Below are 26,722 nucleotides of genomic sequence, written 5' to 3'. Positions count from 1 at the left end.
CCTGCCCGATGTGGAAGGCAAGATCGACATGGCTGCGAGGCGGCAGGTAGCGAACAAACTGCGAGGTCAGTACCGCAAGGCGTTGAAGGCGGACAAGAGCAAGATTTTGGATCGGGTGGTGTCCACCACGGGGATGGGCCGCTCGACGGCTCGGCGGATGCTGACCGGCCCGAGGCTGCCGGACCCGGCCGAGCAGGTTGACAGGCGTACGTTGCGGCCGCGGGGCTTCAGCGACGACGCCAGGGCACTGCTGGAGTATGTGTGGGCCTTGATGGGCATGCCGTGCGGCAAGTACCTGGTGGTCATGGTGGGTCTGTGGCTGCCGCTGCTGGCTGAATCCGGTGATCTTGACAGGCCGTTCGCCACCGAGGCGGCATCAGCGGAGCTGAAGGCGATGAGCGCGGCCACCCTGGACCGCTACCTGAAACCGGCCCTGGGACAGGATGCGCATCAAGGGCATCTCGACGACCAAACCGTCGCCGCTGCTGCGTAACTCGATCGCCATCCGTACCTGCGCCGATGAGGCACCTGAGGCCCCGAGGGTGATCGAGGCCGATACCGTGGCGCACTGCGGCCCGACATTGATCGGCGAGTTCGCCCGCACGCTGACGATGACCGACCTGGTGATCGGCTGGACCGAGAACTTCTCGATCCGCAACAACGCCTCGAAGTGGATCACGGCCGGCATCGACGAGCTGCAACAGCGGTTCCCGTTCGATCTGGTGATTTTCGCTTTGGACTGCGGCGGTGAGTTCATCAATCACGAGGTCGCCGCCTGGCTGCAGACCCGCGACATCGCCCAGACCCACTCGCGGCCGTACCAGAAGAACGACCAAGCGCACGTGGAGTCAAAAAACAACCACGTGGTGCGCAAACACGCGTTCTACTGGCGCTACGACACCTCCGAGGAGCTGGAGCTGCTCAACCGGCTGTGGAAGCTGGTGTCGCTGCGGTGCAACTTCTTCACCCCGACGAAAAAGCCCATCGGCTACAGCACCACCGCGGCCAGTCGCCGCACGCGCATCTACGACACGCCGGCCACGCCGTGGCAACGTCTGCAGGAATCGGGAATACTTGATGCGCAACAGCTTTCGCATGTGTCCGCCCGAATCGAGGGCATCAACCCGGCCGATTTGACCCGGCAGATCAACACCATCCAAATGCAGCTACTGGACCTGGCCAAGACCAAGACCGACGCCCTTGCCGCCGCCCGCCACATCGACCTGGAAGCATTGCAACCGTCAATCGACCGATTGGCCAAGGCGAAGTAGTGCAAGCCCCCACGCGCTCACCATGCGTGAGGCACCAGCCCACGCTTCGCGCTCACTTTTTGGTGAGGCACCTCGATCGCCACCACCATGCCCTTCCCGATCCTGGGCTTTCGATAACGGCAGCGAGTTCATCAACCACCACCTGCTGGCTTGGTGCGAGCGGCGCCAGATCACCTTCACCCGCTCGCGGCCCGGAAACAAAAACGACGGCTGCCACGTCGAGCAGAAGAACTGGGCGATCGTGCGCACCGTGGTCGGCTACCACCGTTACGACACAAAGGCACTGTTGCTCAACAAGATCTGGTCCCTGCAATCGAAACTGAGGATGGGGACTGTCTGAACAGCGGTGGATCTGACCTTGGTCTGACACGCCGAGCGTGAGCTTGGCGGGAAGGACTGATGATGTCCGAAACACTCGAGCCCATGGCTACCGAGGTGGATCAAAAGCAGCTCGCTGAACAACTATTGGCCCAGGCCAAGGAGCAGGGCGTGGAGCTGGTCGGCCCGAACGGGCTACTCAACCAGATCACCAAGAATGTATTGGAGACCGCGCTGGACGCAGAGATGGCCGAGCACCTCGGCTATGACAAGCACGACCCGGTCGGACGTGGCAGCGGCAACGCCCGCAACGGCACCCGGGCCAAGACGGTGTTCACCGAGATCGGACCGGTCGAGATCGAGGTGCCGCGCGATACCAACAGCTCGTTCGATCCGCAGATCGTCAAGAAGCGCCAACGTCGGCTGACCGGCATCGACGAGATCGTGTTGTCGTTGACCGCTAAAGGATTAACGACCGGCGAAGTGGCCGCGCACTTCGCCGACGGGTCCATCCGGAATTCGGTGTAAGTGGCGTTTCCCTATCCTCGGTTGAGGTCGGGCATTCTGTTGGCGAATGTTACTGCGAACGCGTTCAAAGCGGGCTTCCAGCGGACCGCCCAGCGTTGCTGGCCGGTGCCCTTGGGATCGAGGGAGCGAGTCACCATATACAGGCACTTCAGCGCCGCGGCCTCCGAGGGGAAATGGCCGCGAGCCTTGATCGCCCGTCGGTAGCGGGCGTTGAGTGACTCGATTGTTATCTGGAGTTCTGGCCGCGGTAGCTGTTGTGACCTGCAGGTTTGTGTCGTGGAGGGTGTCCATGACGCGGTTGGAGATGGATATCGCTTGGCGGTTAGCACGGCCCGATTGTTACCGAATCGCGATGCGTCGGTTCATGATGTCGGCCGGTGTCGTCGCGGAGTTGGCCAAGGGCGCACGCCAGTTGGCGGCGTAGCCGCCGGTTCTCGTCGGCGAGTTCGCGGTTGCGGCGGTTGGCGATTTCGAGGCGCTGCCGCGGGGAGTCGTCGCTGGCGCGTTGTCGGGCGGGTAACGGTGTGCTTGGCTCGGGTCGGTGTTGGGTGCGGAGCCGGCGGATCTCGTCTTTGAGGTCGGTTTGGGTGTAGATCCACGAGCGGGAGACACCGGCGTGGCGGGCGACGGATTCGAAGGTGAGCAGGGCGCCGGTCCGGTCGAGTTCGTGCATCGCAGCGATGGCCTTGGCGCGGGTGTGTTCGTGCCGCTGCTGGGCGGCGTGGATGAGGTGGATGCTGTTGTCAGCCGGCATGTTTGGCCTTCCCTGGTTGTGGATCGTTGAGGGCGGTGATGATGTTGTCCAGGTTGTGCAGGATTTGGTGGTTCATCTCGGCCAGACGTTGTTGTCCGCGGGCTTGGGCGGCGGTGATCAGCTGCAGGCTCTGTTGCCGCTGCTGGTGGTGCTGGGGCAGGAACTCGGCGGTGGTGAGGAACATCGGACAGGTCAGACAGGCGTTGGCGTGCGGGCAGCTCTGCTGCACCGGCAGTCCGCAGTAGCCGTTGGGTAGGGCCTGGGTGGCTCGGCCGAGGCGCTGTTTGGCCCAGGCGGCCGCGGCGATCGGACCGGACGGGTCGAAAATGATTGTGGTGCGGTGGATGTCGACCTTGCGGGCCGCCTCCCACTGGCGGCGCACGGTGGTGTCGTGCAGGCGGGCGTAATGCCCGGTCATCTGCGCGGAGTCGTGGTCCAGGATGCGTCGCACGACCTCTTGTGGGACGTCGCGGTTGATCAGCCGGGTGCCGTAGGTTATCTGTATTTTTTCTGAAAATGTGCTGGTCAGAGGTGTTTTCAAGTGTGGGGCACGTGAGGCACGTGGGAGTGTGCGGCTGCGTGCGGGAGTCGCTGCAAAGGTGTGCGTCATGGTGCGCGGTTTTGGGCTTTGATGACCCGGCGCAGGCTTTCGCGTGCGGCGGATAGCTCGTCTTCGAGTTCGGTGACCCGACCTTTGGCGGTTTGTGCCTCGATGGCGCGCGCGTCGCGTTCGGCGACGAGTTGACGGTTGATGGTCTCGAGGTCGACGACCCGCGCGGTTAGGTGAGCCCGGTCGGGTGCTTCGAGTTCGGCACCGAGTTGCAGGCGCAGGCGCTGCTGGAGTTTGTCCCGTTCGGTGCGTAGCGTCTTGATCTGCTCCCGGGCGATGGCCAGGTCGGCGCGCAGGCTGTCCGGCGTCGCCGGGTGCGTGCTGGAGGCTGCCGGCGTGTCGGTCCGGCGGTGATGGTTGCTCTGGCGGTGTCGAGCCGCGTCGATGTGTTCGCGGATTCCGTCGGCGTAGACCAGCCAGGTGGACACCCCGGCGGCCTTGGCCACCGCGGTGAAAGTGATCGGCGCGCCGGTGGTTTCAAGGGTTTGCAGCGCAGCTAGCGTGCGCTGACGCTTGCGCTGGCTGTCTTTGGCGCGGGCCGCTTTCAGCGCTGCGGACCGGATCTGGTTGGCCGCGGTGGCGCTCATCCGGCGTCCTTGGCCGAGGTGACGATGAGCGGGAGGCGGCGGGCGGCCCGGGCGCGGCGCAGGATCCGGCTGGACTCCTCCACCTCGGCTCGCTGCTCGGGGCCGAGTTCGGCGAGGCGGCGCCGCATGGTGTCGACCACGCGGGTGAACGCGTCGATCTCGGTGCTCATGTTGGCGACCACGTAGTCAGCGGCCGCCATTGCCCGGGCGGTCTCCCGGTCCGCCTGAAGCGAGTGGATGTGCTCTTCGAGGGCGGGAAGATAGGACGGGTCCGGGCGATAAAAGCCGCAGCCCGCGCACTGGAATCGGATCGGGCAGGCACCGCCACCGGCCTTGACGTTGGACGGTTCGGTGCAGTTACCGAACGGGACCGACACCGATGCCCGTTCGTAGGCCAGCGGGTCGGCAAACGAGGACGGGTTGCCCGAGGCGTCTATGGCCAAGGATCCGACGGCACGGATAGCCTGCTGCTTACGTTTGTGGGTGACCGAGTAGTAGCCAAGCGTCGTTTCAATTGAGCGATGATCAAGTAACTCTTTAAGCACATCGACGGGCACCCCGGCGTCGGCGTGTCGCTGAGCGTAGCTGTGCCGCAGCACATATGGGGTGATCAGCGAGCGATCGAACGGCAGCGGTGTGCCGTCGGGGCCCAGCAGTTCGCCGTCAATCTTGGGAATCGAGCGCGTCCAAGTCCGAAACGCCACCCCGACGCAGGAGGCGGTCAAGTGACCGCGGGCCTGCCGGGAGCGCAACAGCGGGGATGGGAATAGCCACTGGCGGGTCGCCGGCGCGGTGGGCAGCTGCGTGCGGTGACGCTGCCAGGCCGCGATGATCTCGGCGGTGTCGGTTGTGATGGGCAGGCGTCGACGCAGTCGGGCGGCCTTGTGGTTGTCATAGATCAGGTTGTGTTGGCCGTCGATGACCTCGAGGCAGCCGATCTTGAGGCTGACGATCTCACCAGGGCGGCGGCCGGTGTCACGCAGGATCTGGTAGATGGTCCGGTGCATTGCCTGCAGGTCCGGGGCGCTCATCGAGCCGTGTCGGCCCGCCGGACCCAACAGGTCAAGGTGCTGGTCGAGCTGGCGAATCACCATGTCGGGCAGTGCTTTTCCCAGCTGTTCCTCGTTGGCGTCCTCGATCACCCGGTGACGGCGCTGGGGTGGTCGGAACGGGTCGGGCACGTCGGTCATCAGCGCGTTGGCGCGGCCATGCTCGATCACCGCACAGAACAGCCGCAGCAGCTGGGTGCGGTGTGAGGCGGAGTGGGAGAGCCATCGGTGCGGCGTTGCTCGACGATGGCCTGCTCGACCAGGACGAAGTCGCCCGCGCCCAGGCTGGCCGGGTCGGCGCGGCCGCAGGCCACCAGCGTTTGGGAGGCGACGTGGCAGGCCCGCAGCGCTTGGCGCAGCCCTTGCAGGTAGGGCCGGGTGTTGCGGGCCCAGTCCTTGAGCACCTCGCGTAGCCAACCCAGCTCGATAGGACCGAAGTCGATGGTCCCCTTGGTGGCGGGCCAGCGGCGCGAGCCGTTGGACTGCAGGTCCAGCAGCTCGACGCGCCACACGTTGCCGGCATAAGGGTCGGTGCCGGTGTACTGGGTCCAGGCTCGTTCCAGATGACGGCGCAGGTCGCGGAACAAGCCCTTGATGGCCGAGTTGTATTGCACGCCACCGCTTTCACACACCGCTTCGGGATCGGCGTGACGGAGCGAGCTGGCCCCCACCAGGCGGCTGATGAGGATCCGCACCTGCAGCGGGTCCAACGGAGGCGGCGCCTCATCGCGGCGTTGCAGCGCATAAAGCAACTCGAAGCGCACCAGCTCGGGCAGGCCAGCCAACGAAAACTGGTGGGCCGAGATCCGGGCTTCTCGTCGGCGACCCACGCGGCCAGCTCTTCTTGCGACATCGACGCAGGGTTGCGTTGCCGCGCCAGCCGATTGCCGTGGAACCGGCACAGGCCTCGCCGGGTTACCCGTTCGCGGCCGCAACCTGCGACCAGGCACGGCTCGGTACCGATCAGCGGCCGAGCCTGCGCGATGAACTCCTCCAGCGGCCCGCCACCGGCCTTACGCCAGGCCCGCTCATGCCGGAAACACAGGCCACGGCAATGCAACTCGCCCCCGCAGTCGGGCACCACGCAGTCACCTCGGGCAACCGGGCGGGTCGGGCGACGCCGAGGCGCGCGGTCGAACTCCTCCTCGCAGACACCGGCCGCCGCCCGCGCCCGCCGACAACTCGAACAGCGGCCGTTAAAGCCCCGTGCCGCCGTAGGACAGCCCGGAGTACGACACCGCCACGCAGCGGTCCGATCGCTGTCCAAATCGCCGGTGAACAGCCACAGCGACCCGTCCCATTCGCCCGGCCGCCACGCGGCATCGGTATGGGCAGACAGCCATTGCAGCCAGCTGGCGTCGTCACTCACCAACCCCTGGTCGGCGTCGGTGCCGACCAGCAGACGCGACACCGGCGCGGTCATCGAAAGCGCTCCCCGGCGGCGACAGCCTCCACGGCTCGGCGCTTATCCTCATCTCGTGCGTGCAGGTAAACAGCGGTCGAGGCAAGCGCGGCATGCCCCAACAGCCGCTGCACGACATCAAGATCAACCCCGGCACGCACCCAGTTCGTGGCCGCCGTGTGCCGAAACATATGAGGGCGCACCGCAAACCCGCAGTCGGTGGCCAGCCGTTCGAAGAACCGTTTCGCCGCACGATAGGTCATCGGCACGCCCAGCGGCTCATGGTAGAGGTTGACAAACACCATGTCGCAGTCGTCGCCGCCGAGGATCTCCGTACGTTCGAATTGGTAGTCCGCGTACGTCGACAGCACCGCCTGGCTCGTCGGCACGGTGCGGAAACCGCGACTTCGCCAGCGCGCCATTGGGATTGGCCCGGTGCCGCACGTGAACGTGAGCTCCCAGCACCGTGCAACCCACCCGCCGCGAATCGGGAAGCAGGTGCAGATCGGATCGGCGCAATCCGAGAGCTTCTCCGATCCGCAAGCCCCCATCCCGCAGCAGCGCCACCATGAATCGTTCCCGCGGCCGGCGACAACACGCCGCGACCCGTTCGGCTTGCTCGGGTGTAAACGCCTCGGGAAATACCGCTTCCGCCCTCGCCTTGAGCGTGCGGGTCCGCACCATCCGGAACTGGCCGGATTCTCCAGCATCAAAACCCGGCGGGGTGAACCGCAGCCAGCGGGGTTCAGACAACCGGTTGGCGACGGCCTGCTCGATCACGCCGGTCCTGGCGCAGAACCGTAAGAACTCACACACCGCGGTCAGGATCGCGTTTACCGTTGCGCCCGAACGCAACCGCCCATCCCGGCGCGGGGTGGCTTCGATGAAATGCTTGAAACGGGCCAATCCCGGCAGACTGATGGACGACCACTCCACCCCCTGATCGGCGCACCATCCCAGGAAACTCGCCACCCGCCCGGCATAGGCACGGATCGTGTGGATCGAACGCCCGGCCCCATGCAGCGCCCGCAGGAAATCGCTGGCCTCCCGGTGCATCACCAACCCGGTGTCAAGCACCACCCACACCTCGGATCCATCGAGGGGTGAAACCGCTCGTTCAGCGTGGAACGAGTTCACGTGACAAACGTAACGGCCGTGCCTGAAAGTACCGGATATTCGTAAGGCACCGGCGTGTCACGCCGCCGAACTCACGTAGCTCACGCGCTCCTTGCCAGTACAGATAACCAGGGTGTGGCGCCACTGGTGCGGGGTTAGGTGCACCGGCTGGCCGTGCTCGTCACGGATGTCGCAGACGGACAGCCAGCGCAACAGCGCCATCCGGTAGGTGGGGCTGGCGATCGGGTGGGTGCCGTCAATGTTCTTCGTCGGCCGTGGGAACAACACCGGCGTGCCTGCCGGCCAACGCTGGGCGGTGCGGTTGCGATGTTCGGCGGTGAGCTCGCGCAACTGCACGTCGATGGGCACCAACGCGTCGCGTTTCATCTTGTGGTTGAGGTAGCGCAGATACGGAGCACCTTCGGCGTCGGCGACCACACAATCGCGGCGCAGCCGTAGCGCATCGGTGATCCGTAGCCCGCAACGCATCAAGATGATCGTGATCAACCGGTGGGCAGGATCGGTGAATCGGGCGAGGTTGTCGGGATCCTCGAGCTGAGCCATGACCTGTTCGGCCAGTGCCCGAGGCAACCGTTCGTCGCGTTTCGGGTAGTCCTCGGCGAAGAACATCGCGTCTGCGGGAAGGTCTGTGTCCCAACGGTGTTGGCGAACGGCGGCGAAGAACCGGTTGAGCAGCCCGATATGGGTCCCGCGACGTTGGGCACCGATGGAGTCGCCGCGCAGGTTGGCCAGATAGCGCTCCAGCACCGGCCGGTCGATCCGGTCGATGCTCTCGACGCCGATGTCGGCGAGGAACCCGGCGAAGCGGGTGAGCACAACGACCGGCCTGCCGCCGCCGGCTTCCAGGCCCAATCCGGTCGACAGCCGCCACCGGGCCCACCGCTTGGCCAGATCCCGCAGCCACGGCTGCGGAATACCGCCGAACCGCAGCGTGCGGTCTCCGTCGTAGCCGAGCCGGCGCATGCGCCAGACATCGCGCGGGTATTCGGCGTCCCAGCCGCCGGCTTCGGCCAGGTCGGCGATCACCCGGGATGCGTAGCTGAGGAACCCACGGGAGCGAGTGTCATTGATCGTCGACCGAGCCCAGTCGTGCCAGATGTCCTCGTCGTGGTTGAGCAGGGAGCCCACGCCTATTGCGGCCAGTGCCTTCACGACGCGCATGACCACGTCCGGGGTCAGCTTGCCCTGCCGATCGTCGTGACGGCGTTGCAGCACGTACTGCAGTTCCAGCTTCAGCTGACCGGTCAGCCGGTCGAGCCGGATCTGCTCGCTGGCCAGCGGGGTTTCGGCGGCGAAGCGGTCGGCGAACTCGTCAATGTCGGGTCTGCCGTTGACCCTTCCAGGTATTGGTGTGGGTTTGGCAGAACGCAGACGTGCCCTGCGGCCAGAGCTCGCAATGCGGGATGCGGCAGGTCGCGCCCGGCGCTGGCTGCTTGAACGGCTGTGGTTCGGCCAGCCATCCCGCCAGGCTGGGGCGCCCGGCTCGTTCCCATCGTTGCGCGTGCAGCCCGCACATGCCGCCACGGGCAGAGCCGTAACCGCAACCGGGCACCCGGCAGCGCTGGTTGGGTTGTCGCCGCCGCCACCGCGGATCGGTCGACACGGCGAACCGCTCCAGCGACGGACGCCCCTCTTCATGCCACCGTTGCCGATGTCCTTCACACAGGCCGCGTCCACGGGCGGTTCGCTCGCACCCCTCAACCCGGCACTCGGCTCCACCAAACACCGGATCCTCGGGCCCGAATTCCAGTACATTGCTGCGGAATTCGTTGCGGACCTCGGCCATCAGCTTGCCCAGCAGCCCCGACGGGCCGGCAGGCTTGAGCGACGGCGCCCTCACAGCCGCACCTGCCCATCGGTGAACCAACCGGCCTGTTCCATGACCCGCCGAGCGTCCTCCACGGTGAGGTGCCCATACGTCGTGGTCGTCGTCGCCACGTGCGCATGTCCGAGCAGATGCGCGACCACCTCGATGCTGACTCCGTCGCGCAGCAGCCGGGTTGCGGCCGTGTGTCGCAGCCAGTGCGGGTCGAAGTCGATCCCGGTCCGCCGGCGCAGCCGCCGCACCAGGTCATAGACCGCGGCGTAGGTCAGCGGATGCCCCTGCGGACGGCCCCACAGGTTGACGAACACATAGTCGCTGTCCAGATCGCCGTACTCAGTGTGAAGGTAGTCGGCGAACAATCGGATCAACGCGCTGCTGACCGGGATCGTGCGGACGGTCTGTGACTTGGCGCGCGCGCCATTGGCGTTGTCGCGTCGCCGCACCGTTACTTCATGCTCAGCGGAGGCGATGTCGTTGTGCCGCAAACCAAGTACCTCGCCGATCCGCATCCCTTCTCCGGGGTTTCCTGACCTGTTGCGGGACGTTGCTCGATCTACATGATCGGGCGGGTTGCTCGGCGTTTCTCCGGGGGTGTGGTGCTCGTGGCTGGTAGTTGTTTGTGACTGTCGGCCCGAAAGTGAGAGCCCATGCGAGTATTCCCGGTGAGTTTGCCGTCCGGGCAACGGTATTGGACGGTGCTGGATGAGGACCTGCAGGTGGTTGATGTCGCCGATGCGTATCTGCGGCATCTGCGGTTCGGCCACGACGCGGCCGAGTCCACGACGAAGGCGTATGCGCATTCGATCGCGTTGTTCCTGCGCTGGTGTGCCCGGTCGGGCCGGTCCTGGCAGGCCGGTGTGGAGGGTTTCGCGTTGTTCATGACGTGGCTGGCTCACGCCCGGTCATCGGTCGATGACGCCGCGAGCGTGGTGGTGGCCGGACCTGGCGCTGCTGCGGTGCGGGGCCCGTCGCGGATCAACGGGGTGCTGACCGCGGTGCGGGGCATGGTGGTGCACGCGGTGGCGACCGGCCACGGCGCGGCGGGGCTGGTGTCGATGCTGTATGAGGTCGCCGATGACCGGGACCTGCCGGCGGAGGCCCGCGGCGAGGACGGGCGGATGGCGTGGCGGATGCGGGCCCGGCATCGGCTGCGGGAACCGGAGACGACGATCGATCGGGCCAGCGACGAGCAGATCGTCGCGCTGCTGCGGGCGTGCCGGTCGGCGCGGGACCGATTGATCGTGTTGTTGATGGCGCGGGGCGGGTTGCGCCGCGGGGAGGTGTGCGGGCTGCGGCGCAGCGATGTGCACCTGCTGGTGGACTCGCGGCGGCTGGGCTGCGATGTCGAGCGCGCGCATCTGCATGTGGTGCGCCGAGACGACAACCCGAACCAGGCCTGGGCCAAGTCGCGGCGGGAGCGGGTGGTGCCGCTGGATTTCCTTGTGGTGCAACTGTTCGACGTCTACGAGTTCGAACGCATGCGTGTCACCGGCGCCGCCGACAGTGACTTCGTGTTCGTTAACCTGTTCCGCGGCAGGATCGGTGCGCCGATGCGGCCGGATGCGATCGGCGAGTTGATGGCCGCGGCGTCCCGGCGGGCCGGACTCGACGTCGCGGTGCGGCCCCACCAGTTGCGACATGCCTTCGGCAGCAACGTTGTTGATGCCGGGGCCGGGATCGATGTGGTCGCCGACCTGATGGGCCACGCCGCGGTGTCCTCGTCGCAGGTTTACCTGCATCCGGACTCCTCCCGGCTGCGGGCCGCCGTGGATGCGGTGCCCAGTCCCCGCGAGCAGGCCCAGGTGACCCGGTGACCGCCGTGGGGCTGGCTGAAAGAATCGCGGTCGAGCAGGACTGCGGCGAGTCCCCGCACGTGTTGGACGGGGTCGTGGTGATCGGCACGGCCGCGCGGCTGGCGAGGATGCTCGACCGCAGGTTCTTGGACGAGGCGGGGTGGGATCCGCGGACCAGGGTGTTGTCGTTGCTCGCGGAGCATCGATTGTTGGGCCGGACGGTGTGCCGGGCCGAGGGATGCCAGAACACCGTGCAATCCGGTCTCACGGTGTGTCATCGGTGCTGCACGCGCCTGACTCGGCGGGGAATGAACACGGCCGAGATCGCCGCTGCCGCATGCCTGCCCGCCGAACCCGCGTCCGCGACGCGGTGCGCGGTGCCGGGATGCCGGTGTGTGCCGACGGTGCGGCACGCGGTGTTGTGCGAGCCGCACGCCAAGAAGTTCCGCCTGCGGCGACCGCCGGTGTCGATGCAGCAGTTCCTGGCCGACCCGCGAGTGCGGCCGTTGCCGCCGATGCCCGCGTGCGCGGTGGCCGCGTGCACCCGGCCCGCCGACAGCGCGCGCGGCTACTGCAACACCCACTACCAGCGCTGGCGTAGCGCGCTCGGTACCAACCCTGAGTTCGATTCGCATCGGTGGCAAGCCCAGGAATCGGGTGTGGCCGAGTGCGGGCGGGTGAACCTGCGCGCGCTGCCGGTGCTGGTGGTGGTCGAGGTGCTGTTCGGCGTTCAGCAGCGCGTCCGGGGCGGGGCGAAGATCACCGAGGTAGAGCTGCGGGTGCTCTGCGACGGGCTGCGCCGGCGACAGGCCGCCTCGATCACCACCGACCGGGCCGAGATCACCCGCAACAAGTCCGTGCGGTCGCTGCGGAGCGCCCTGACCCAGCACGTCCGGCGGGCTCTGGCCGATCCCGGCAGCGAACAGGCAAAGGACACATGGGATCTCGCGGTCTTCGGCCATCGCGGGTCTTTGTCGTTCACCGGGATCGGCCAGGCCTGGCTGGCCCAGTCCGTCAAGCGGTGGGCAGCAGAACAACTCCCGCGCCACCGAGGTCGCGGCGCCGCGAGAGTGCGCGGCAAGATCAACGCGCTGCGGCTGCTGTCGGAGTTCCTCGGCCGCAGACCCGATGGTGGACTCGTCGCTTCGGCGTTGGGCCGCAGCGACATCGAGGATTTCCTCAACCGACTCGCTTATCTGGAGTCCGTCGGCGAGATCAGCCGATACCGGCGCAACGGCATCTGCCGTGACATGCGCGAGGTGCTGGCCGGGATCCGCGCCCTCGGCCTGACCCGGCCGGGGCAGACAGCCGCCGGACTGGCCGGCGATTTCGCCATCGAGCGCGGCGATATCCCCGCCGAACCCGAACGCGGCGAACCCGGCCGCGACCTGCCACCGGAGGTCCTGGCCATCCTGTGCGCCCACCTCGATGCCCTCGAACCCGTCGAGGTGCGGGTCGCCACCCAGATCGGCATCGACACCGGGCGCCGGCCCGAGGACATTCTCGCCTTGCCGTTGAACTGCCTGCACCGCGACAAGGACGGATCGGCGGTGCTGGTTTACGACAACGCCAAGGCCAACCGTCTCGGACGGCGTGTGCCGATCGGCGAAGCTACCGCGAAAGTCATTGCCGCTCAGCAGGACCGGGTGCGGGCGATGTTTCCTCACACCCCGCCCGCAGAACTGACACTGCTGCCCACACCACGCCGCAACCCCGAGGGGCGAAAGCCGATCAGCATCGATACGCTCGACAACCGGCACCGCGAGTGGATCTCGACCCTGCCCGTGTTGCGCACCCGCGACGGGGTCGAGGTCGACAAGACCAAGGTCACGCCCTATGCCTATCGGCATTGTTATGCCCAACGTCACGCGGATGCCGGGGTGCCGATCGACGTTCTGGCCGAATTGCTCGATCACCGTAGCTATTCCATGACCCGGCGCTACTACCGCATCGGCGAGGACCGTCGCCGCGACGCCGTCGACACCGTCACCGCGCTCAGTTTCGACCGGCACGGCAACCGGATCTGGCGTGACGCGCGCATGCTGCTGGAATCCGAACGCGCCCGCCACGCCGTCGGCGAGGTCGCCGTCCCCTACGGCACCTGCACCGAACCCACCAACGTCAAGGCCGGCGGCGGGGCCTGCCCGGTCCGGTTCCGCTGCGTGGGCTGCGATCACTTCCGCACCAACATCGCGTTCCTGCCCGACCTGCAGGCCTACCTCGATGATCTGCTACGCACCCGGGAACGGCTGGCCGCCACCATCGACGGGGTCGATGACTGGGCCCGCGCCGATGCCACCCCCACCGACGAGGAGATCACCCGCATCCGGCGGCTGATCAACCGCATCAAAGCAGACGTCGCCGACCTCAACGAGACCGAGCAAGCCCGCATCGACGACGCGATCGCTATCGTGCGCCGTCACCGCGCGGCCCACACCGTCCCGCTGGGCATGCCCAGCCTCACCCCACCCGCACCGACAACCATCGCCTCGGAGGCCACCGCATGACCACCACCGCTACCACGTCGAATCACACACCCGCACAATCCGTCTCGTCGACAACACGCACCCGATCGATGCTTGACGGCCGGCGCGACGACTCGATGCGCCGACGCCGGCGCGTGCTGGCCGCGATCGACCAAGCCGCCGCCGCCGGCGACCGGCTCAGCGCCACCGCGATCGCCCGCGCCGCCGCCGTTGACCGCACATTCCTCTACCGACACCCCGACCTGCTCGAGAAAATCCATGCGCTGCAAGCAGATCCAGTCCCGAGTGAGCACACCGGCCCTGGGGTCACCCGAGCCTCACTGCAGGCCGATCTGCTCGCTGCCCACGAACGCGCCGCCCGGCTCGGCGCGCGCATCCAGCAGCTGGAGAAGCGGCTGTCCGAAGCGCTCGGTGAACAGACGTGGCGCGAGTCCGGGCTCGGCGCCCGCACCGATATCGACGCCCTCCACCAGCGCATCAGCCAGCTCGAGCAGCACAACCTCGACCTTAAGCAACAACTCGACGAACGCGAGGAAGACCTCGCCGCAGCCCGGGCGGCCAACCGCGAACTCATGGCCCGACTCAACACACCAACCCGGCTGCGATGACACGCGCGAGTCTGCTTGCACCACACCTGTTGCGGTGGATAGCATCTCCGACATCAGCTTCTGAGCTGCACAAACTCAGAGAATCACGCTGGCGCACGGGGGCCGAGCCCTGGAGAACATCCCGGTGTCGTAGAGCACGGCGAAGAGCAATCGGTCCCGCAACCGGCCGCAGCCGTCCAGGATCGCCTGCACCTCGTCCGGCGACAGCACCCGCGGCAGCTTCTTCGGCGTCTTCAACGCGATCACCCGCCTCGACCTCGGCGTGCCCTTGCTGATGTGGTGCAGGAACGGCTTCCAACCGCCGCGCGCGCCGCCGACCTGCCACGAGGTCAGCAGCTCACCGACATCCACCCCATCTCGTGCAGCGTGGGTGTAAAACGCCCCGACGGCCGAAAGTTTGCGGTTTACAGTCGATTCCGTGCAATGATGCGGCACCGACGGCAACACCGCGACCTGCCCATGCCGGGCCTGCAGCGGAAGCCGCAGCCAGGCCACGAACTCACCGAGATCGTCGAGCCGAACGCCCCGCCAGTCCAGACCACGCTCGGCGAGAAAACCGAACCAGTCCTTGAGATCGTGCGCGTATGCCTTGACCGTGTTCGGTGATCGCTCGATGTCGGTCAGATACGCCAGATACCGGTCGACCGGCGCTACCGGAGCATCGTCGTCGCCGAGAACGGTCCACGACTCACGCAACGAGACCGGCGAGATAACTCGTGCAATCTGAGTTGCGTCCAGCAGAGTGGTGTACGAGCCGGTGATGACCGGCGTGTCGTAGCCGGATGAATGAAGGTCATCGCGTGATTCTTCGAGGGACCGACCAAAGTCACTCGAGCAAAGGAATCAACGCGATGACCATTGCCCACGATATCGACCTGTCTGCCGTGCTGGCCGAACGACTCACCACCACGCACCCTGATGTGCTGCGCGAGTTGTTGGCCGCCTTCATTCACGCCCTGATGGGCGCCGAAGCCGACGCGGTGTGCGGTGCCGGCTACGGCCAGCGCAGCAGCGAGCGCACCAATTCCCGCAACGGGTATCGGCACCGCGAGTTTGACACCCGCGCAGGCACATTGGATCTGGCGATTCCCAAGCTAAGGCAAGGTTCGTACTTCCCGGACTGGCTGCTGGAACGGCGCAAACGCGCCGAGCGGGCCCTGACCACGGTGGTGGCTACCTGCTACCTGCTGGGCGTTTCGACGCGGCGGATGGACAAACTCGTCGAGACTCTGGGCATCACCAGCTTGTCGAAGTCCCAGGTCAGCGTGATGGCCAAAGAGCTCGACGCCGCGGTCGAGGCGTTCCGGACCCGGCCACTGGATGCAGGCCCGTACACGTTCATGGCTGCTGACGCCCTGGTGCTCAAGGTTCGCGAAGCAGGCCGGGTGGTCAACGTGCACGCGCTGATCGCCACCGGGGTCAACGCCGAGGGCTACCGCGAAATCCTGGGCATCGACGTCACCACCGCCGAGGACGGGGCCGGCTGGCTGACCTTCCTGCGGTCGCTGACCGCCCGCGGCCTATCAGGGGTCCGTCTGGTCACTTCCGACGCCCACGCCGGTCTGGTGGCCGCGATCGGCGCCACCCTGCCTGGGGCATCGTGGCAACGGTGTCGCACCCACTACGCCACCAACCTGATGGCCATCACTCCGAAATCATCGTGGCCGTGGGTACGCACACTACTGCATTCGGTCTTCGATCAACCTGACGCCGGTTCCGTTGCAGCCCAATATGACCGCATCATCGACGCACTGGCCGACAAGCTCCCCAAGGTCGCCGACCACCTCGAAGACGCCCGCGCCGACCTGCTCGCCTTCACCGCCTTCCCCAAACAAATTTGGCGGCAGATCTGGTCCAACAACCCACAAGAACGACTCAACAAGGAAATCCGCCGGCGCACCGACGTCGTCGGAATCTTCCCCGACCGCAACGCCCTAATCCGCCTCGTCGGCGCGGTGCTGGCCGAACAACACGACGAATGGGCCGAATCCCGCCGCTACCTCGGCCTCGACGTCCTCAGCAAATCCCGCGCCGACCACACGCCATCAACAGAACAGGAGGACACCCCGGCGGCACTGACCGCCTAAACCACCAAGTCGAAGAATCACACGACGACGTCGTACACCACGTCCCTGGACTTGACCGCAATCTGCATCGTCCCTCCGCAGGTTCTTGCCTCCTGGACGACTGCAGATAATCACGTCCACCACGCAGAACCTGGGATCTGAACGCCTCGTGTCGGACATCAAGGACACCGCCCGGAGGACTCCAGATAACAATTGCGTTGGTGCTACACAGAACCCGCCGAATCTCGGTGTCGTAATCCAGGAACGGGATGAACTCATTCCAACACGACTGCCACAGTCGGATCAGGGCCGGATATCGGCTGCCCCAGCGGTCGGCGAGCGCCTCGAGCGCCGCTTCTGCGGCCGCCGCTGTCGGGGCGGTGTAGATCGGTTTGAGATCGCGGCGCAGGGCGTCCCAGTGCTGGCGCGGTACGTAGCGGAAGCTGTTGCGGATCAGATGCACGGTGCAGGCCTGCACGATGGTGGCCGGCCACACCTCACCGACAACGTCGGGCAGCCCCTTAAGTCCGTCGCAGATCAAGAAGAACGTGTCGGTGACGCCTCTGTTGCGCAGGTCGGTCAATACGGCGAACCAGAACTTGGCTGATTCCCCGGCGCCGTCGCCGGCCCACAGTCCGAGCACGTCCTTGTGCCCGGCCAGATCGACCCCGATCGCGGCGTAGAACGGTCGGTTGGCGACCTGACCGTCGCGCACTTTCACGCTCAGCGCGTCGATGAAGATTGCGGCGTAGACGGAGCGGCCGCGCGGTCCACTCCGCCATGTCGGCCAGGACCTTGTCGGTGATCCTGCTGATGGTGTCCGGGGAGATCTTGGCGTCGTAGAGCTCGTCGAAGTGGGCGGCGATCTCCCCGGTGGTCAATCCCTTGGCATACAACGACAACACGATCTCATCGACCCGGGTCAACCGGTGTTGATGCTTTCTTGACGATCTGGGGCTCGAAGCTGCCGCCGCGGTCGCGGGGCACGGCGATCTCGACCGGTCCGACCGTGTCGGTCAACACGGTTTTGGTGCGGGTGCCGTTGCGTGAATTCGGCGCCCCCCGCCCGGCCGGATCGTGCTTGTCATAGCCGAGGTGATCGGCGAGCTCCTCTTCCAGCGCGGTCTCGACCACCGTCTTGGTCAGCGCCTTAAGCACCCCGTCAGCGGTATCGGCGAACGACACCCCGCGGGCCTGGGCCGCCCGCACCAGCTCGCGGGCCGTCGCCAGCTCCTCCGGTGTCGGAGAGCTGACCATCACTTCATCATCGTGGACATCGGCTGTTGCTGTCACAGCCCTCATCGTTTCGGTCATCGTGGACCTTCCCCGCCAGGCTCACACCCGGCGTGTCGGGCCACTTACACCGAATTTCGGATACTCCCTCGCGGTGGTGTAGCGCCGCGCGGTGTTGTGGGAGATGCCGAAAACGAGAGAGACAGATGCAGCAGGTCGGGGCCTGCGGTCAGCGCTTCGTGAAGGATTCGGTCGGCACGGATGCGTTCGATCGTGAACCCATTGTCGCTCAACGATTGTTTCACCGATGTTTGACTCACCGGCGTTGTGCGCAATGCAGTTTTCGTCGTGAGTAGAACGTGCCGGTTCGGAGTGTGGGGCCATCTGTCCCGGCGGTGGTCGAGCCATGTGATCAGCGCTCTGTGGGTGAGCTCGCCGAGCCGTTGGTTGTCCAGCAAGGGTGATCCGCCGGTTCGGCAGGTCAATGTCGTCGAGCACCAGTTTGCGTATAACGCTTGTGCGGCAGGCATGTTCGACGCTCAATGCCACAACTAGGCGTGCACGCGGTTCGCTCGCGAGCTGTTCGATCGAGCGCACCTCATCATCGGTGATGGGCACGAGGTCTTGGTCTACTGGTTGGCTCTTCAAACCCGCTGTTGGGTTGCTGAAGACCAGACCATTCTTCTTGGCGTGCCGGAACAGCGACCGCAGCGCCTTGATCAGATTGTGGCACTGGTTTCCCTGAAACGGCCGCAGCGTCGCGTCGACGTCGGCCCTGGTGACCTCCCTGAGATGGTCGTAGGAGGTGGACCAGTGCGCGAGAAGGGGCCTGACCGCGCCGAAGTAGCTGTAGAGGGTCCTGGGCGATCGTGGGCGAGCACGTGCGCCGCCGACCAACAGGGTAAGGAGCCAGTGGTGCGACGGCTCGGCGAACCCTGGCGGAAGTTCCGCGGTGACGCGGTCGATCCAGGCACGGATCGGAGGTTCGGTGTCGTCTGTCAGCAGGTCGAAGTGGGAGAGGATTTCGACAAGCCTGCGACGGGACGCGAGCCGATGCGGCCGTGTTCGAACCTCTTTGAGCGGCACGCGATCACCGGGGGGCCGACCGGCCAGAAGGGTGACCAGGGCGTCGAGGCATCGGTTTGTGGTCTCACCGCACCAATCGTGGGCGGCAGCGCGTTCCCGGGCGTATACCGCAGCGGCCACGAGCACGGGGTCGTCGGATTCCAAGGCTGGATGCCGCCGGGGCGGGCGAGCAGGCAGTCCCGCCTTTCCGCGATAGTAGTGCGCTTTTTTTGAACAGCTTCTGCCGCAGTATTTTTGGTCGCGGCGACCGTTGGCTGGCAGTTCGGCTCCGCATTGCAGGCAATTCATCGCGGCGGCAGCGACCTTCCCGTCCGAGCGCGCGGGGTGACGGGACGTGCCTCACCGGCCGCAGCGGCGGCCTCCTCGCTACCCTTCGGCGTGGGTGCGGCCACGGTTTCGGGCTCGGGGATCAGCAGTTCGTCGATGGCGCAGTCGAGCACGGCGCAGAATACATCGAGATCGTGGAGCTTGATGGCGTTGGGGTTGCCCGACCACAAGCCCGACATCTTGCCGGCGCTGATCACCAGGCCGCGCTCGGCCAGCATCCGTTGGAGTTCGCTGGCCTTCCAAATGCCGCGGTTGGCCGCGGTCAGGCGTAGATTCCACTTCATTGAGCCAATCCTTAAGTTCGTAGGTGCAGTTACTTCGTGTTGTTACGTTGTGCTGTGACCCAGGCATCTTCGACGTGGGTGGCGTGGACGTGGATATATCGAGCCGTCGTGGCCGTCCAGGCGTGACCACATAATTCCTGGATGGCGAACAGGTTCATTCCGCCGAGGTAAAGCTGGGACGCGCAGAAGTGCCGCAGCACATGCGGGGTCAGCTTCCCCGACCACGCAGGCAGATGCCGGTCCGCCGCCTCCGCCAACGATCGGCGATAGACGTCAGCTGTCGCGCGCATGCACGTCCCGTCGATGTTCTTGCGTTCGGACGGAAACAGTGGCGCGGCATGGCTATTCGGGTCGATATCGAACAGTCCAAGCACGTCTTCGATGAACCATCTCAGGCTGCGGTCGGCGCCGTTGATCAGCGGCACCAGTCGCGGTTTGGGGCCTTTGCGGCGTGATCCCTTGCCGTGACGGACGTTCAGCTTGCCGAACCGCCCCAGCTCCCACCGCACATCGTCGAGGTCGAGCATCCGCGCCTCGTTGATGCGCAGTCCCACGTCGGCCGCCAGCCGGGCGACCGCGTAGTTGCGGGCGGCCGGGGCGAACTTGCGGCAGGTGACCAGGCTGGATTCAATCGGTCGTTGCAACACCGGCTTGCTGAAGTGAGTGTAGGTGTTCGTTGAACGCTTCGGCCGGGGTGCGCCATCCGAGGGTCTTGCGTGGTCGGGTGTTGAGGGTGTGAGCGATCGCCGCGATGTCGTCGGCGTTCCACCGGGATAGGTCGGTGCCCTTCGGAAAGCATTGGCGCAACAGGCCATTGGTGTTCTCATTCGTGCCACGCTGCCACGGACTCTTCGGGTCGGCGAAGTACACCTTGACCCCGGAGGCGATCGAGAACTGGGCATGCGCCGACAGTTCCTTTCCCCGGTCCCAGGTCAGCGACCGGCGCAGTTCCTCGGGCAGCGAGGTGATCGTCTGCGCTAGGGCGTTGGCCATCGTGAGGGCGCCGTAGCCGGCCAGAGCCGGCCCGTTCTTGGTCCGCGGAATCAGCCCGTATCCGGCCTCCCGCGGAAGATGGATCAACATCGTGAACCGACTGCTGCGCTCGACCAGCGTGCCGATCGCGCTGCGCTGCAACCCGATCAGCAGATCTCCCTCCCAGTGTCCCGGGACCGCGCGATCAGCGACCTCCGGCGGCCGAGCGCTGATCAACGTCTCCGGCGTGACGTGCGCCCACGCTTTCTGCCGAGACCGTGCCCGCGGCACCCGCAATGCCCGACCCCGGCGCAGGCAGGTGATTAAGTCCCGCTTGAGCGCACCGCGGCTTTGCACGTAGAGCGCTTGGTAGATGGCCTCGTGGCTGATCCGCATGGATTCATCATCAGGGAAGTCAAGCTTGATCCGATGGGCGATCTGCTCAGGACTCCATGCTGTCACCCAGGCCCGATCCCCTCGGTGCGGCTTGTTGCGTCCCTTCCACGGCGTCGCGGCCGGACCAGCCATGATCTGCCCGTAAGCGCCACGAACGACACCGGAGAGCTTGTCCTGGACGTACTGGCGCAGCCGGTCGTTGCCGACCAGCTTGGCCGTCTTCGGGCGCCTCGCCCGCCTTTCGGCATGCCACTGCGCGACCGAGGCCTTGTAGTCGAGCCGATACGTGCGCGTCGAGGCGTTACGGCGCAGCTCACGCGAGATGGTCGACGGCGCCCTGCGCAGCCTCCTGGCTATCTCGCGCACTCCGGCACCATGGGCACGCCATAAAGCGATGTCTTCGCGCTCATTCGAGGATAGGTAGCAGCCCGAAACAGTTTCTGGCAAGCGTGGATTCACGCCGCCAGCATGGCGGAACCAGCGGAACCCGACCGGCGAAGACACGCCCGCTTCGGTAGCGGCGTCCTCGGTCATCGCTCCGGCAGCGATCCCCGCCCAGAACCGGACCCTGTCCTGCCGCCAGGCCACCGACGGCCGCCCCGGGGAGGGCATCTGCCCCCGATACGCACGAACCTCCAACTGCCGCTTCCCATACGCCACCACACACCTCCGAGGAATCGAGGTGTTGCAACGACCGATTGAATCCAGCCAGTTCCTGGCGCCACCCGGCGAACAGCTGCTCCACCTCGTCGGCGGTCGGAGGGATACGCAGCTGCGGATCGACCGAGGCTCGCGGCCGGTTGATCTCGTCCAGCGGGCACTCGACGACCCGACCTGTCATGTTGTGCAGGTCGATCTTGTGCCGAAGCTCCAAGAACTGGAAGTACACGGTCAGTGCCGCCGCCCGCCCGGTGCGAGTCGAGGGGTTGGCGTCGCGCAGCACCTTGCCGAAATAGACGTCGACATCGGCGGGCCGCATCTCCCACAGCGGCCGGCCGAACCAGTCGTGGATCAGCTCGAGGTGGTTGATGTCGTTGCGGATCGTGCTGTCGACCAATCCGGCCGACGCCCGTGCCAGCACGAACCCGGCCAACACATCGGTCTCGAAGTCGGCAAGCTCCTCCTCGCTCGCCGGTACTCGATGTTCCCGCAGATCGCGGACCACAGCCAGAGCCAACCCACGCCTCCTCGACTTCACCTAAAGTGAAGAAACATCATCTGATCAACTATTCAGTCAGCAAGAATGATGCCGGTTCATCAGAGAGTTTTGATGGAGGGACACGCCAACAACGGCTGTTCCAGGCGTTGAAAGGGCTAACGGGCGATACCCGTGGGCTCAGGAACTCGTCGACTGTTGGCTAACGTGACTAAGCCTCTCTCTCTCCGACTCCGACTCGGAGTGACGAAGACGAAACTGCGTTCACGCTCGTTGCGCATCTTGCAACGCAGTGCCTGGCCCACCGATGCCACCACCCGCCGCTCGCTCAGCCGCGATTTTCCGTGTTCGTTCACATGGTCGACGACGACGCGGACACTGTCCTGCACGTTGATTCTCTCCTGGAGTTGTGGGATCCAATCAGCAACTCTGACGGCCGGACATCACCTCGGAGGCATCCGTACTGCGCCATCGAGACGGATCGTCTCGCCGTTGAGCATCGGATTCTCAACGATGGCTACGACCAGGTGTGCGTACTCGGCAGGATCACCGAGTCGGTTTGGGTGCAACGTCAGCGCCTTGAGAGCGGTTAGCGCAGCCTCTGGAAGTGAGTTGAGAAGCGGGGTTTCGAACAGCCCCGGAGCGATCGTGTTGACCCGGATCAAGTACGACGACAGATCACGCGCGATCGGCAGCGTCGCCGCCATCACACCTCCCTTGGAAGCGGAGTAGGCCGCCTGCCCGATCTGGCCGTCGAAGGCCGCGCCGGAGGAAGTGTTGACGATCACGCCACGCTCGCCGCCGACGGGGTCGTTCTGCGACATTGCGTATGCGCCCAGGCGCACGACGTTGAAGGTCCCGATCAGGTTGATCTTGATTACTTTCTCGAACGCGTCGAGCGGGAAAGGGCCCTTCTTGCTGACGGTCTTGGTGCCATCGCTGACGCCGGCGCAGTTGACGATGATACGCAATGTCTTGTCCGCGTTGGCGATCTCGATGGCCCTGGTCACTGCATCCTCGTCGGTGACGTCGGCGGGCGCGAACCGGACGGTGTCGCCGAGGAGGCTTAGCGCGTCCGTGTTTGCATTGGGCAGGTCGACGGCGACCACCCGCGCTCCGGACCGCGCCAGCGTCTCCACCGTCGCCAAACCGAGCCCGGACGCGCCACCGGTGACGACCGCGCTGCTAGCTGCGATGTCCATTCGGCTGCTCCTTTTGTGTGTCTGTCTACAGGCTTCGCGCGATCAGCACCTTCATGATCTCGTTGGTGCCGCCGTAGATCTTCTGCACCCGAGCCGCCGCATACATCTGCGCGATCGGGTATTCCATCATGTAGCCGTATCCACCGAAAAGCTGCAGGCACTTGTCAGTGACCTCTACTTGTTTGTCAGATCCCCACATCTTGGCTATCGATGCGGTTGCGGCATCGAGTTTTCCGTCGAGGTACCGGCCGGTGCAGTAGTCGATCAGCGCCTTGCCGGCCAGCACCTCCGCCTTGCATTCGGCCAGCACGAACTTGGTGTTCTGGAAGGCGAGGAGGGGCTTGCCGAACGCGGTGCGCTCCTTGACATAACGGATCGTCTCTACTACCGCCGCCTCCGCCATCGCGATCGCCTCGACCCCGATGGTCAACCGCTCGCGCGGAAGTTGCTCCATCAACTGGGCGAAGCCCTTGCCCTCAACGCCGCCGAGCAGGTTTGCGGCCGGCACCCGCATGTCGGTGAACGCAAGCTCCCGGGTGTCCTGGCCGTGCTGGCCGACCTTCTCCAGAACCCGGCCGCGCTGGAAACCCGCCAGCCCTTCGGTTTCGGCCACCATCAGCGACAGTCCGGACTCAGTTTTGGCCACGATCACCACCAGGTCGCAGTGGGAACCGTTGGAGATGAAGGTCTTCGAGCCGTTGATGACGTACTCGTCGCCGTCGCGAACCGCGGTGGTGCGAATCGACTGCAGGTCTGACCCGGTGCCCGGTTCGGTCATCGCGACGGCGATCACCATCTCCCCGCTGACCATCTTCGGGATCCAGCGCTTCTTCTGCTCCTCGGAGGCATACTCGGCGATGTAGTGGGAAGCCAGCGTCGAATGCACGGAGAAACCGAACGCGGTGTCGTGCGCGTAGGCGCGCTCCTGCATCACCACCGCCTCGTGACCGAAACTGCCGCCACCACCGCCGTATTGCTCGGGCAGGTCGAGGCCCAAAAGCCCGGCAGCGCCGGCTTTGTTCCAAAATTCTCGGTCCACCTTCTGCTGTTTCGCCCACCTGGCTTGGTTGGGAGTCGCTTCCTTGCGGAAGAACTCGGCGGCGTGCTTGCGCAGGAGTTTTTGATCCTCGGTCTCCCACGGAACGACGTAGTCCGGGAATAAGAGTCCGGGCATGCTTTACCTACTTTCCGGTGAACTGGGGCGCGCGCTTGGCGAGGAATGCCGCCTGGCCCTCGTGACTGTCGGCGGAATGCACCGCCACGTAGAAATTCCGTTTCTCGTGTTCGAGTCCCTGCGTCAGTGATGTCTGAAACGCGTGCACAGCGGCATCCTTGGCCAGCGCCACCGCTAGCGGGGAGTTCGTCGCGATCCGTTGCGCCATCGCCAGCGCCCGTGGCACGGCCTCGCCGTCGGCGACGACTTCGGCTACCAACCCTGCATCGCACGCCTCCTGGGCCTTGATGGAATCGCCCGTCAAAAGCATTGCCATAGCCTTGGATTTGCCGATCGCCCGAATGAGGCGTTGAGTTCCGCCAGCGCCAGGGATTGCGCCGATCTTCACCTCGGGAAGTCCGAATTGGCCCGACTCGCCGGCGATGACAATGTCGCAGGCCAACGCCAGCTCACAGCCGCCCCCGAGTGCGTATGTCTCGACCGCGGCGATGACCGGCTTCGGAAACGCAGCCAGTATCGACCAGAAGCTCTCATTGGACTCTCCGGTGACCAGTGGCCGGGCCCGGATCTCGTCGAACGCCGTGATGTCGGCGCCGGCGCAGAACATGCCGTGGGCGCCCGCGATGACCACGGCCAACACGGCCGTGTCGGACCGCAACGCCGCCAGCTCGGCCCCCATCGCGCCCAACAGCTCGTCGTTGAGGCTGTTCTTCGACTTCGGGCGATTGATCTCCAGCAGGGCCACCGCACCGTCGCGAGTCGATCGCAAAATTTGTTTGTTCACGTGACCGCATCCCGGTAAACGTCGGCGTGTTCGGCCCGCAGGATCTTCTTGTCCAATTTGCCGACACTGGTGCGCGGCAACGCCTCGACGAAGAGAACCGCGTCGGGCATCTGCCACTTGGCGAACTGCCCCTGCAGACAACCGACGATGTCATCGCGGGTCAGCACGCCACCTTCGACGGGCACGACGATGGCCAGCGGACGTTCCTGCCACTTCGGATGGCTGATCCCCACAACCGCGGCCTCCTTCACCAGCGGATGTCCGACGATGGCGTTCTCCATATCGATAGAGGAAATCCATTCACCGCCGCTCTTGACTACGTCCTTGAGGCGGTCGGTGAGCTTGAGATACCCGTTCGGGTAGATTGTGCCGACATCGCCGCTGCGCCAGTAACCGTCGAGGAAGCGGTCGGCGTTGTCGTCGTCGTCGAGCTGGTGGTATCGCTCGATGACCCAGGGCCCACGCATCAGTACCTCGCCGACACTCTTACCGTCGTGCGGCAGGTCATTGCCGTTGTCGTCGACGATCCGGATGTCGATACCGGAAGCGGGCAGCCCTTGAAAACGCTTGAAATCCCATTTCTCGTCGTCGGTGATCGTGCCCTGCAGGGACGGTTTGATGCCCATGTTCATCGTGATCAGCGGCGTCGTCTCGGTCGCACCGTAGCCCTGCACAAAATCGGCGCCGGTGAGCTCGTGGAAATCGCGCATCAGCGACTTCGCCGGCTCGGTCGCACCGGACAGCAGTCTCGTCCTGCTGAAATCTGGCTTCACAGCAAGGGTCTTGATGTAGTCCAGCATCGGCTGGAAAATCGCCGGTGCGCCGTTCGCGACGGTCACATTCTCCGCGATCATCACGTCGACGAGCATTTGCGTGTTCTCGGCCAGGTAGCGGCCGGGTAGGATCACCTTCGCCGCGGTCCACATCGCGGTGTGCGGAAGCCCCCACGACTGGCCGTGAAACATCGGGGTGATGAGCATCGCGGTGTCCTCGCGACGGAGATTGATCGCTGCTGCCATCGCCATCGCGTGTAGGTAGCTGCCACGATGCGAGTAGTAGACGCCCTTCGGCCGACCCGTCGTTCCCGATGTGTAACACGCGCTGTAAGCAGAGGTTTCGTCGATGACCCGCCAGTCGATCTCGGTGTCGGACTCGGCCATCAGGTCCTCGAGGTGAAAGACGTTTTCCAGCGTGGTGTCGATCTCGGTGAGCGGCTTATCCGACATTACGATCCAGCCCTTGACCTTCGGCACGTGTGGAGCCAACGCCTCGGCGACCGGAAGGAGTGTCTCGTCGACCAGGATCCATTGCGCCTCGGCGTGGTCAGTGACGTAGCTCAGGTCTTCGGTGGCCAGCCGCAGATTCATCTGCAGCATCACCGCGGCGATGCCGGGAATGGCCCAGCTGAGCTCAAAGTGCCGCTTGCTGTTCCAGTCGAGCACTCCGACTGTGTCGGCCGGGCCGATCCCTATTCCTCTGAGCGCGTTCGCCGCCCGCTTGACCCGAACGTACAAGTCTGCGTAGGTGTACCGCTGCCAGTCGCCCTCCGTGGTGCGGTAGACGACCTCTTGCTCGGGATAGGTGCGCGCCGCATGTCTGATCAGGTTGGTGGTGTTGAGCTGGTAGTGGTCGCCGTGCGTCGACGGCACGCCCTTCACGATTTCCCTGACCATG

22 protein-coding genes and 9 pseudogenes are annotated in these 26,722 nt (G+C 65.4%); 8 read left to right on the top strand and 23 right to left on the bottom strand.

The window, feature by feature from the left end:
• Positions 1-133: 133 nt before the first annotated feature.
• The 4 genes and pseudogenes from G6N48_RS28475 to G6N48_RS24310 all read left to right on the top strand — a co-directional run.
• Positions 134-418: pseudogene (locus G6N48_RS28475) on the top strand (integrase catalytic domain-containing protein); the annotation flags it as partial.
• 25 nt (positions 419-443) lie between these two features.
• Positions 444-1,271: an integrase catalytic domain-containing protein gene (locus G6N48_RS24320; RefSeq protein WP_224112851.1), complete on the top strand. Its 828-nt coding sequence runs from the start codon at positions 444-446 to the stop codon at positions 1,269-1,271.
• A gap of 112 nt (positions 1,272-1,383) precedes the next feature.
• A pseudogene (locus tag G6N48_RS24315) lies at positions 1,384-1,551 on the top strand (integrase); the annotation flags it as partial.
• A gap of 143 nt (positions 1,552-1,694) precedes the next feature.
• A pseudogene (locus tag G6N48_RS24310) lies at positions 1,695-2,093 on the top strand (transposase); the annotation flags it as partial.
• A 35-nt stretch (positions 2,094-2,128) separates the two neighbouring features.
• On the opposite strand, the gene G6N48_RS24305 reads toward G6N48_RS24310, so the two are convergent.
• The 11 genes and pseudogenes from G6N48_RS24305 to G6N48_RS24260 all read right to left on the bottom strand — a co-directional run.
• On the bottom strand, positions 2,129-2,446 hold the full coding sequence (locus G6N48_RS24305; RefSeq protein WP_075630241.1) for a transposase: 318 nt from the start codon (positions 2,444-2,446) through the stop codon (positions 2,129-2,131).
• A complete protein-coding gene (locus G6N48_RS24300; protein WP_007168443.1) occupies positions 2,440-2,871 on the bottom strand; it encodes a DUF6262 family protein in 432 nt (143 codons plus the stop codon). The genes G6N48_RS24305 and G6N48_RS24300 overlap by 7 nt, the downstream gene beginning before the upstream one ends.
• Positions 2,861-3,367: pseudogene (locus tag G6N48_RS24295) on the bottom strand (tyrosine-type recombinase/integrase); the annotation flags it as partial. The gene G6N48_RS24300 and the pseudogene G6N48_RS24295, both read right to left, overlap by 11 nt.
• Positions 3,368-3,477: 110 nt before the next feature.
• Positions 3,478-4,068, bottom strand: a complete 591-nt coding sequence (locus tag G6N48_RS24290) for a DUF6262 family protein (protein WP_197745605.1) — start codon at positions 4,066-4,068, stop codon at positions 3,478-3,480.
• Positions 4,065-5,288 carry a tyrosine-type recombinase/integrase gene (locus tag G6N48_RS24285; RefSeq protein ID WP_163670917.1) on the bottom strand — a complete coding sequence of 408 codons (1,224 nt, stop codon included), beginning with the start codon at positions 5,286-5,288 and terminating at the stop codon, positions 4,065-4,067. The genes G6N48_RS24290 and G6N48_RS24285 overlap by 4 nt, the downstream gene beginning before the upstream one ends.
• Positions 5,285-5,902: a hypothetical protein gene (locus tag G6N48_RS24280; protein ID WP_232066695.1), complete on the bottom strand. Its 618-nt coding sequence runs from the start codon at positions 5,900-5,902 to the stop codon at positions 5,285-5,287. Before G6N48_RS24280 ends, G6N48_RS24285 begins: the two co-directional genes overlap by 4 nt.
• 634 nt (positions 5,903-6,536) lie before the next feature.
• On the bottom strand, positions 6,537-6,890 hold the full coding sequence (locus G6N48_RS24275; protein ID WP_163670913.1) for a tyrosine-type recombinase/integrase: 354 nt from the start codon (positions 6,888-6,890) through the stop codon (positions 6,537-6,539).
• Positions 6,799-7,599 carry a site-specific integrase gene (locus G6N48_RS28835; protein WP_163670911.1) on the bottom strand — a complete coding sequence of 267 codons (801 nt, stop codon included), beginning with the start codon at positions 7,597-7,599 and terminating at the stop codon, positions 6,799-6,801. Before G6N48_RS28835 ends, G6N48_RS24275 begins: the two co-directional genes overlap by 92 nt.
• Positions 7,600-7,713: 114 nt before the next feature.
• The gene (locus G6N48_RS24265) at positions 7,714-8,871 is read right to left on the bottom strand and encodes a tyrosine-type recombinase/integrase (protein WP_232066693.1); all 1,158 of its coding nucleotides are present in this window, start codon (positions 8,869-8,871) and stop codon (positions 7,714-7,716) included.
• A gap of 97 nt (positions 8,872-8,968) precedes the next feature.
• Positions 8,969-9,496: a hypothetical protein gene (locus tag G6N48_RS28465; protein ID WP_224112849.1), complete on the bottom strand. Its 528-nt coding sequence runs from the start codon at positions 9,494-9,496 to the stop codon at positions 8,969-8,971.
• Positions 9,493-9,993: pseudogene (locus G6N48_RS24260) on the bottom strand (tyrosine-type recombinase/integrase); the annotation flags it as partial. The pseudogene G6N48_RS24260 and the gene G6N48_RS28465, both read right to left, overlap by 4 nt.
• Positions 9,994-10,128: 135 nt before the next feature.
• On the opposite strand from G6N48_RS24260, the gene G6N48_RS24255 reads away from it, so the two are divergent.
• Genes G6N48_RS24255 through G6N48_RS24240 form a run of 3 tightly spaced genes read left to right on the top strand, consistent with a single transcriptional unit; the run spans position 10,129 to position 14,368 of the window.
• A complete protein-coding gene (locus tag G6N48_RS24255; protein ID WP_007168437.1) occupies positions 10,129-11,295 on the top strand; it encodes a tyrosine-type recombinase/integrase in 1,167 nt (388 codons plus the stop codon).
• Positions 11,292-13,781 carry a tyrosine-type recombinase/integrase gene (locus G6N48_RS28460; protein WP_007168436.1) on the top strand — a complete coding sequence of 830 codons (2,490 nt, stop codon included), beginning with the start codon at positions 11,292-11,294 and terminating at the stop codon, positions 13,779-13,781. Before G6N48_RS24255 ends, G6N48_RS28460 begins: the two co-directional genes overlap by 4 nt.
• Positions 13,778-14,368 (top strand): hypothetical protein, encoded by a 591-nt coding sequence (locus tag G6N48_RS24240; protein WP_101930903.1) that lies wholly within the window; start codon positions 13,778-13,780, stop codon positions 14,366-14,368. Before G6N48_RS28460 ends, G6N48_RS24240 begins: the two co-directional genes overlap by 4 nt.
• A 117-nt stretch (positions 14,369-14,485) precedes the next feature.
• Here the strand turns inward: G6N48_RS24240 and G6N48_RS24235 are convergent.
• Positions 14,486-15,064 (bottom strand): annotated as a pseudogene (locus tag G6N48_RS24235) (tyrosine-type recombinase/integrase); the annotation flags it as partial.
• A gap of 155 nt (positions 15,065-15,219) precedes the next feature.
• Here G6N48_RS24235 and G6N48_RS24230 point away from each other — a divergent pair.
• Entirely contained in the window at positions 15,220-16,455 is a 1,236-nt protein-coding gene (locus tag G6N48_RS24230; protein ID WP_042909891.1) for an IS256 family transposase, read from the top strand.
• Here G6N48_RS24230 and G6N48_RS24225 read toward each other — a convergent pair.
• The 11 genes and pseudogenes from G6N48_RS24225 to G6N48_RS24180 form a co-directional block, all read right to left on the bottom strand.
• Positions 16,385-17,339, bottom strand: a pseudogene (locus tag G6N48_RS24225) (IS256 family transposase). The gene G6N48_RS24230 and the pseudogene G6N48_RS24225 overlap by 71 nt on opposite strands.
• Positions 17,340-17,343: 4 nt before the next feature.
• The gene (locus G6N48_RS28740) at positions 17,344-17,727 is read right to left on the bottom strand and encodes a transposase (protein WP_057969888.1); all 384 of its coding nucleotides are present in this window, start codon (positions 17,725-17,727) and stop codon (positions 17,344-17,346) included.
• 42 nt (positions 17,728-17,769) lie between these two features.
• A complete protein-coding gene (locus G6N48_RS24220) occupies positions 17,770-18,897 on the bottom strand; it encodes an integrase (protein WP_224112882.1) in 1,128 nt (375 codons plus the stop codon).
• 140 nt (positions 18,898-19,037) lie between these two features.
• A complete protein-coding gene (locus G6N48_RS24215; protein ID WP_007168431.1) occupies positions 19,038-19,364 on the bottom strand; it encodes a helix-turn-helix domain-containing protein in 327 nt (108 codons plus the stop codon).
• A 29-nt stretch (positions 19,365-19,393) separates the two neighbouring features.
• Positions 19,394-19,984 (bottom strand): annotated as a pseudogene (locus G6N48_RS24210) (tyrosine-type recombinase/integrase); the annotation flags it as partial.
• Between the two features lie 7 nt (positions 19,985-19,991).
• Positions 19,992-21,344 (bottom strand): IS30 family transposase, encoded by a 1,353-nt coding sequence (locus G6N48_RS24205; protein WP_046184758.1) that lies wholly within the window; start codon positions 21,342-21,344, stop codon positions 19,992-19,994.
• A gap of 97 nt (positions 21,345-21,441) precedes the next feature.
• Positions 21,442-21,909: pseudogene (locus tag G6N48_RS28830) on the bottom strand (site-specific integrase); the annotation flags it as partial.
• Positions 21,910-22,331: 422 nt separating this feature from the next.
• Positions 22,332-23,090: an SDR family NAD(P)-dependent oxidoreductase gene (locus G6N48_RS24195; protein WP_007168427.1), complete on the bottom strand. Its 759-nt coding sequence runs from the start codon at positions 23,088-23,090 to the stop codon at positions 22,332-22,334.
• A 25-nt stretch (positions 23,091-23,115) separates the two neighbouring features.
• Positions 23,116-24,264 carry an acyl-CoA dehydrogenase family protein gene (locus tag G6N48_RS24190; RefSeq protein ID WP_007168426.1) on the bottom strand — a complete coding sequence of 383 codons (1,149 nt, stop codon included), beginning with the start codon at positions 24,262-24,264 and terminating at the stop codon, positions 23,116-23,118.
• Positions 24,265-24,271: 7 nt separating this feature from the next.
• Positions 24,272-25,048: an enoyl-CoA hydratase/isomerase family protein gene (locus tag G6N48_RS24185; protein WP_007168425.1), complete on the bottom strand. Its 777-nt coding sequence runs from the start codon at positions 25,046-25,048 to the stop codon at positions 24,272-24,274.
• Positions 25,045-26,721: a long-chain-fatty-acid--CoA ligase gene (locus G6N48_RS24180; RefSeq protein ID WP_007168424.1), complete on the bottom strand. Its 1,677-nt coding sequence runs from the start codon at positions 26,719-26,721 to the stop codon at positions 25,045-25,047. The genes G6N48_RS24185 and G6N48_RS24180 overlap by 4 nt, the downstream gene beginning before the upstream one ends.
• Position 26,722: the final 1 nt, after the last annotated feature.

Source organism: Mycobacterium parmense, from assembly GCF_010730575.1.
Classification (GTDB): domain Bacteria; phylum Actinomycetota; class Actinomycetes; order Mycobacteriales; family Mycobacteriaceae; genus Mycobacterium; species Mycobacterium parmense.
Note: the sequence above shows the minus strand (reverse complement) of the source record. Positions and strands in the feature narration are given on the sequence as shown.

Excerpts from the sequence above, each read along its gene's own strand:
- G6N48_RS24320 (WP_224112851.1), top strand. The coding sequence starts at position 444 with ATGCGCATCAAGGGCATCTCGACGACCAAACCGTCGCCGCTGCTGCGT.
- G6N48_RS24300 (WP_007168443.1), bottom strand. The coding sequence starts at position 2,871 with ATGCCGGCTGACAACAGCATCCACCTCATCCACGCCGCCCAGCAGCGG.
- G6N48_RS24290 (WP_197745605.1), bottom strand. The coding sequence starts at position 4,068 with ATGAGCGCCACCGCGGCCAACCAGATCCGGTCCGCAGCGCTGAAAGCG.
- G6N48_RS24255 (WP_007168437.1), top strand. The coding sequence starts at position 10,129 with ATGCGAGTATTCCCGGTGAGTTTGCCGTCCGGGCAACGGTATTGGACG.
- G6N48_RS24240 (WP_101930903.1), top strand. The coding sequence starts at position 13,778 with ATGACCACCACCGCTACCACGTCGAATCACACACCCGCACAATCCGTC.
- G6N48_RS24230 (WP_042909891.1), top strand. The coding sequence starts at position 15,220 with ATGACCATTGCCCACGATATCGACCTGTCTGCCGTGCTGGCCGAACGA.
- G6N48_RS24215 (WP_007168431.1), bottom strand. The coding sequence starts at position 19,364 with ATGAAGTGGAATCTACGCCTGACCGCGGCCAACCGCGGCATTTGGAAG.
- G6N48_RS24205 (WP_046184758.1), bottom strand. The coding sequence starts at position 21,344 with ATGCCCTCCCCGGGGCGGCCGTCGGTGGCCTGGCGGCAGGACAGGGTC.
- G6N48_RS24195 (WP_007168427.1), bottom strand. The coding sequence starts at position 23,090 with ATGGACATCGCAGCTAGCAGCGCGGTCGTCACCGGTGGCGCGTCCGGG.
- G6N48_RS24190 (WP_007168426.1), bottom strand. The coding sequence starts at position 24,264 with ATGCCCGGACTCTTATTCCCGGACTACGTCGTTCCGTGGGAGACCGAG.
- G6N48_RS24180 (WP_007168424.1), bottom strand. The coding sequence starts at position 26,721 with ATGGTCAGGGAAATCGTGAAGGGCGTGCCGTCGACGCACGGCGACCAC.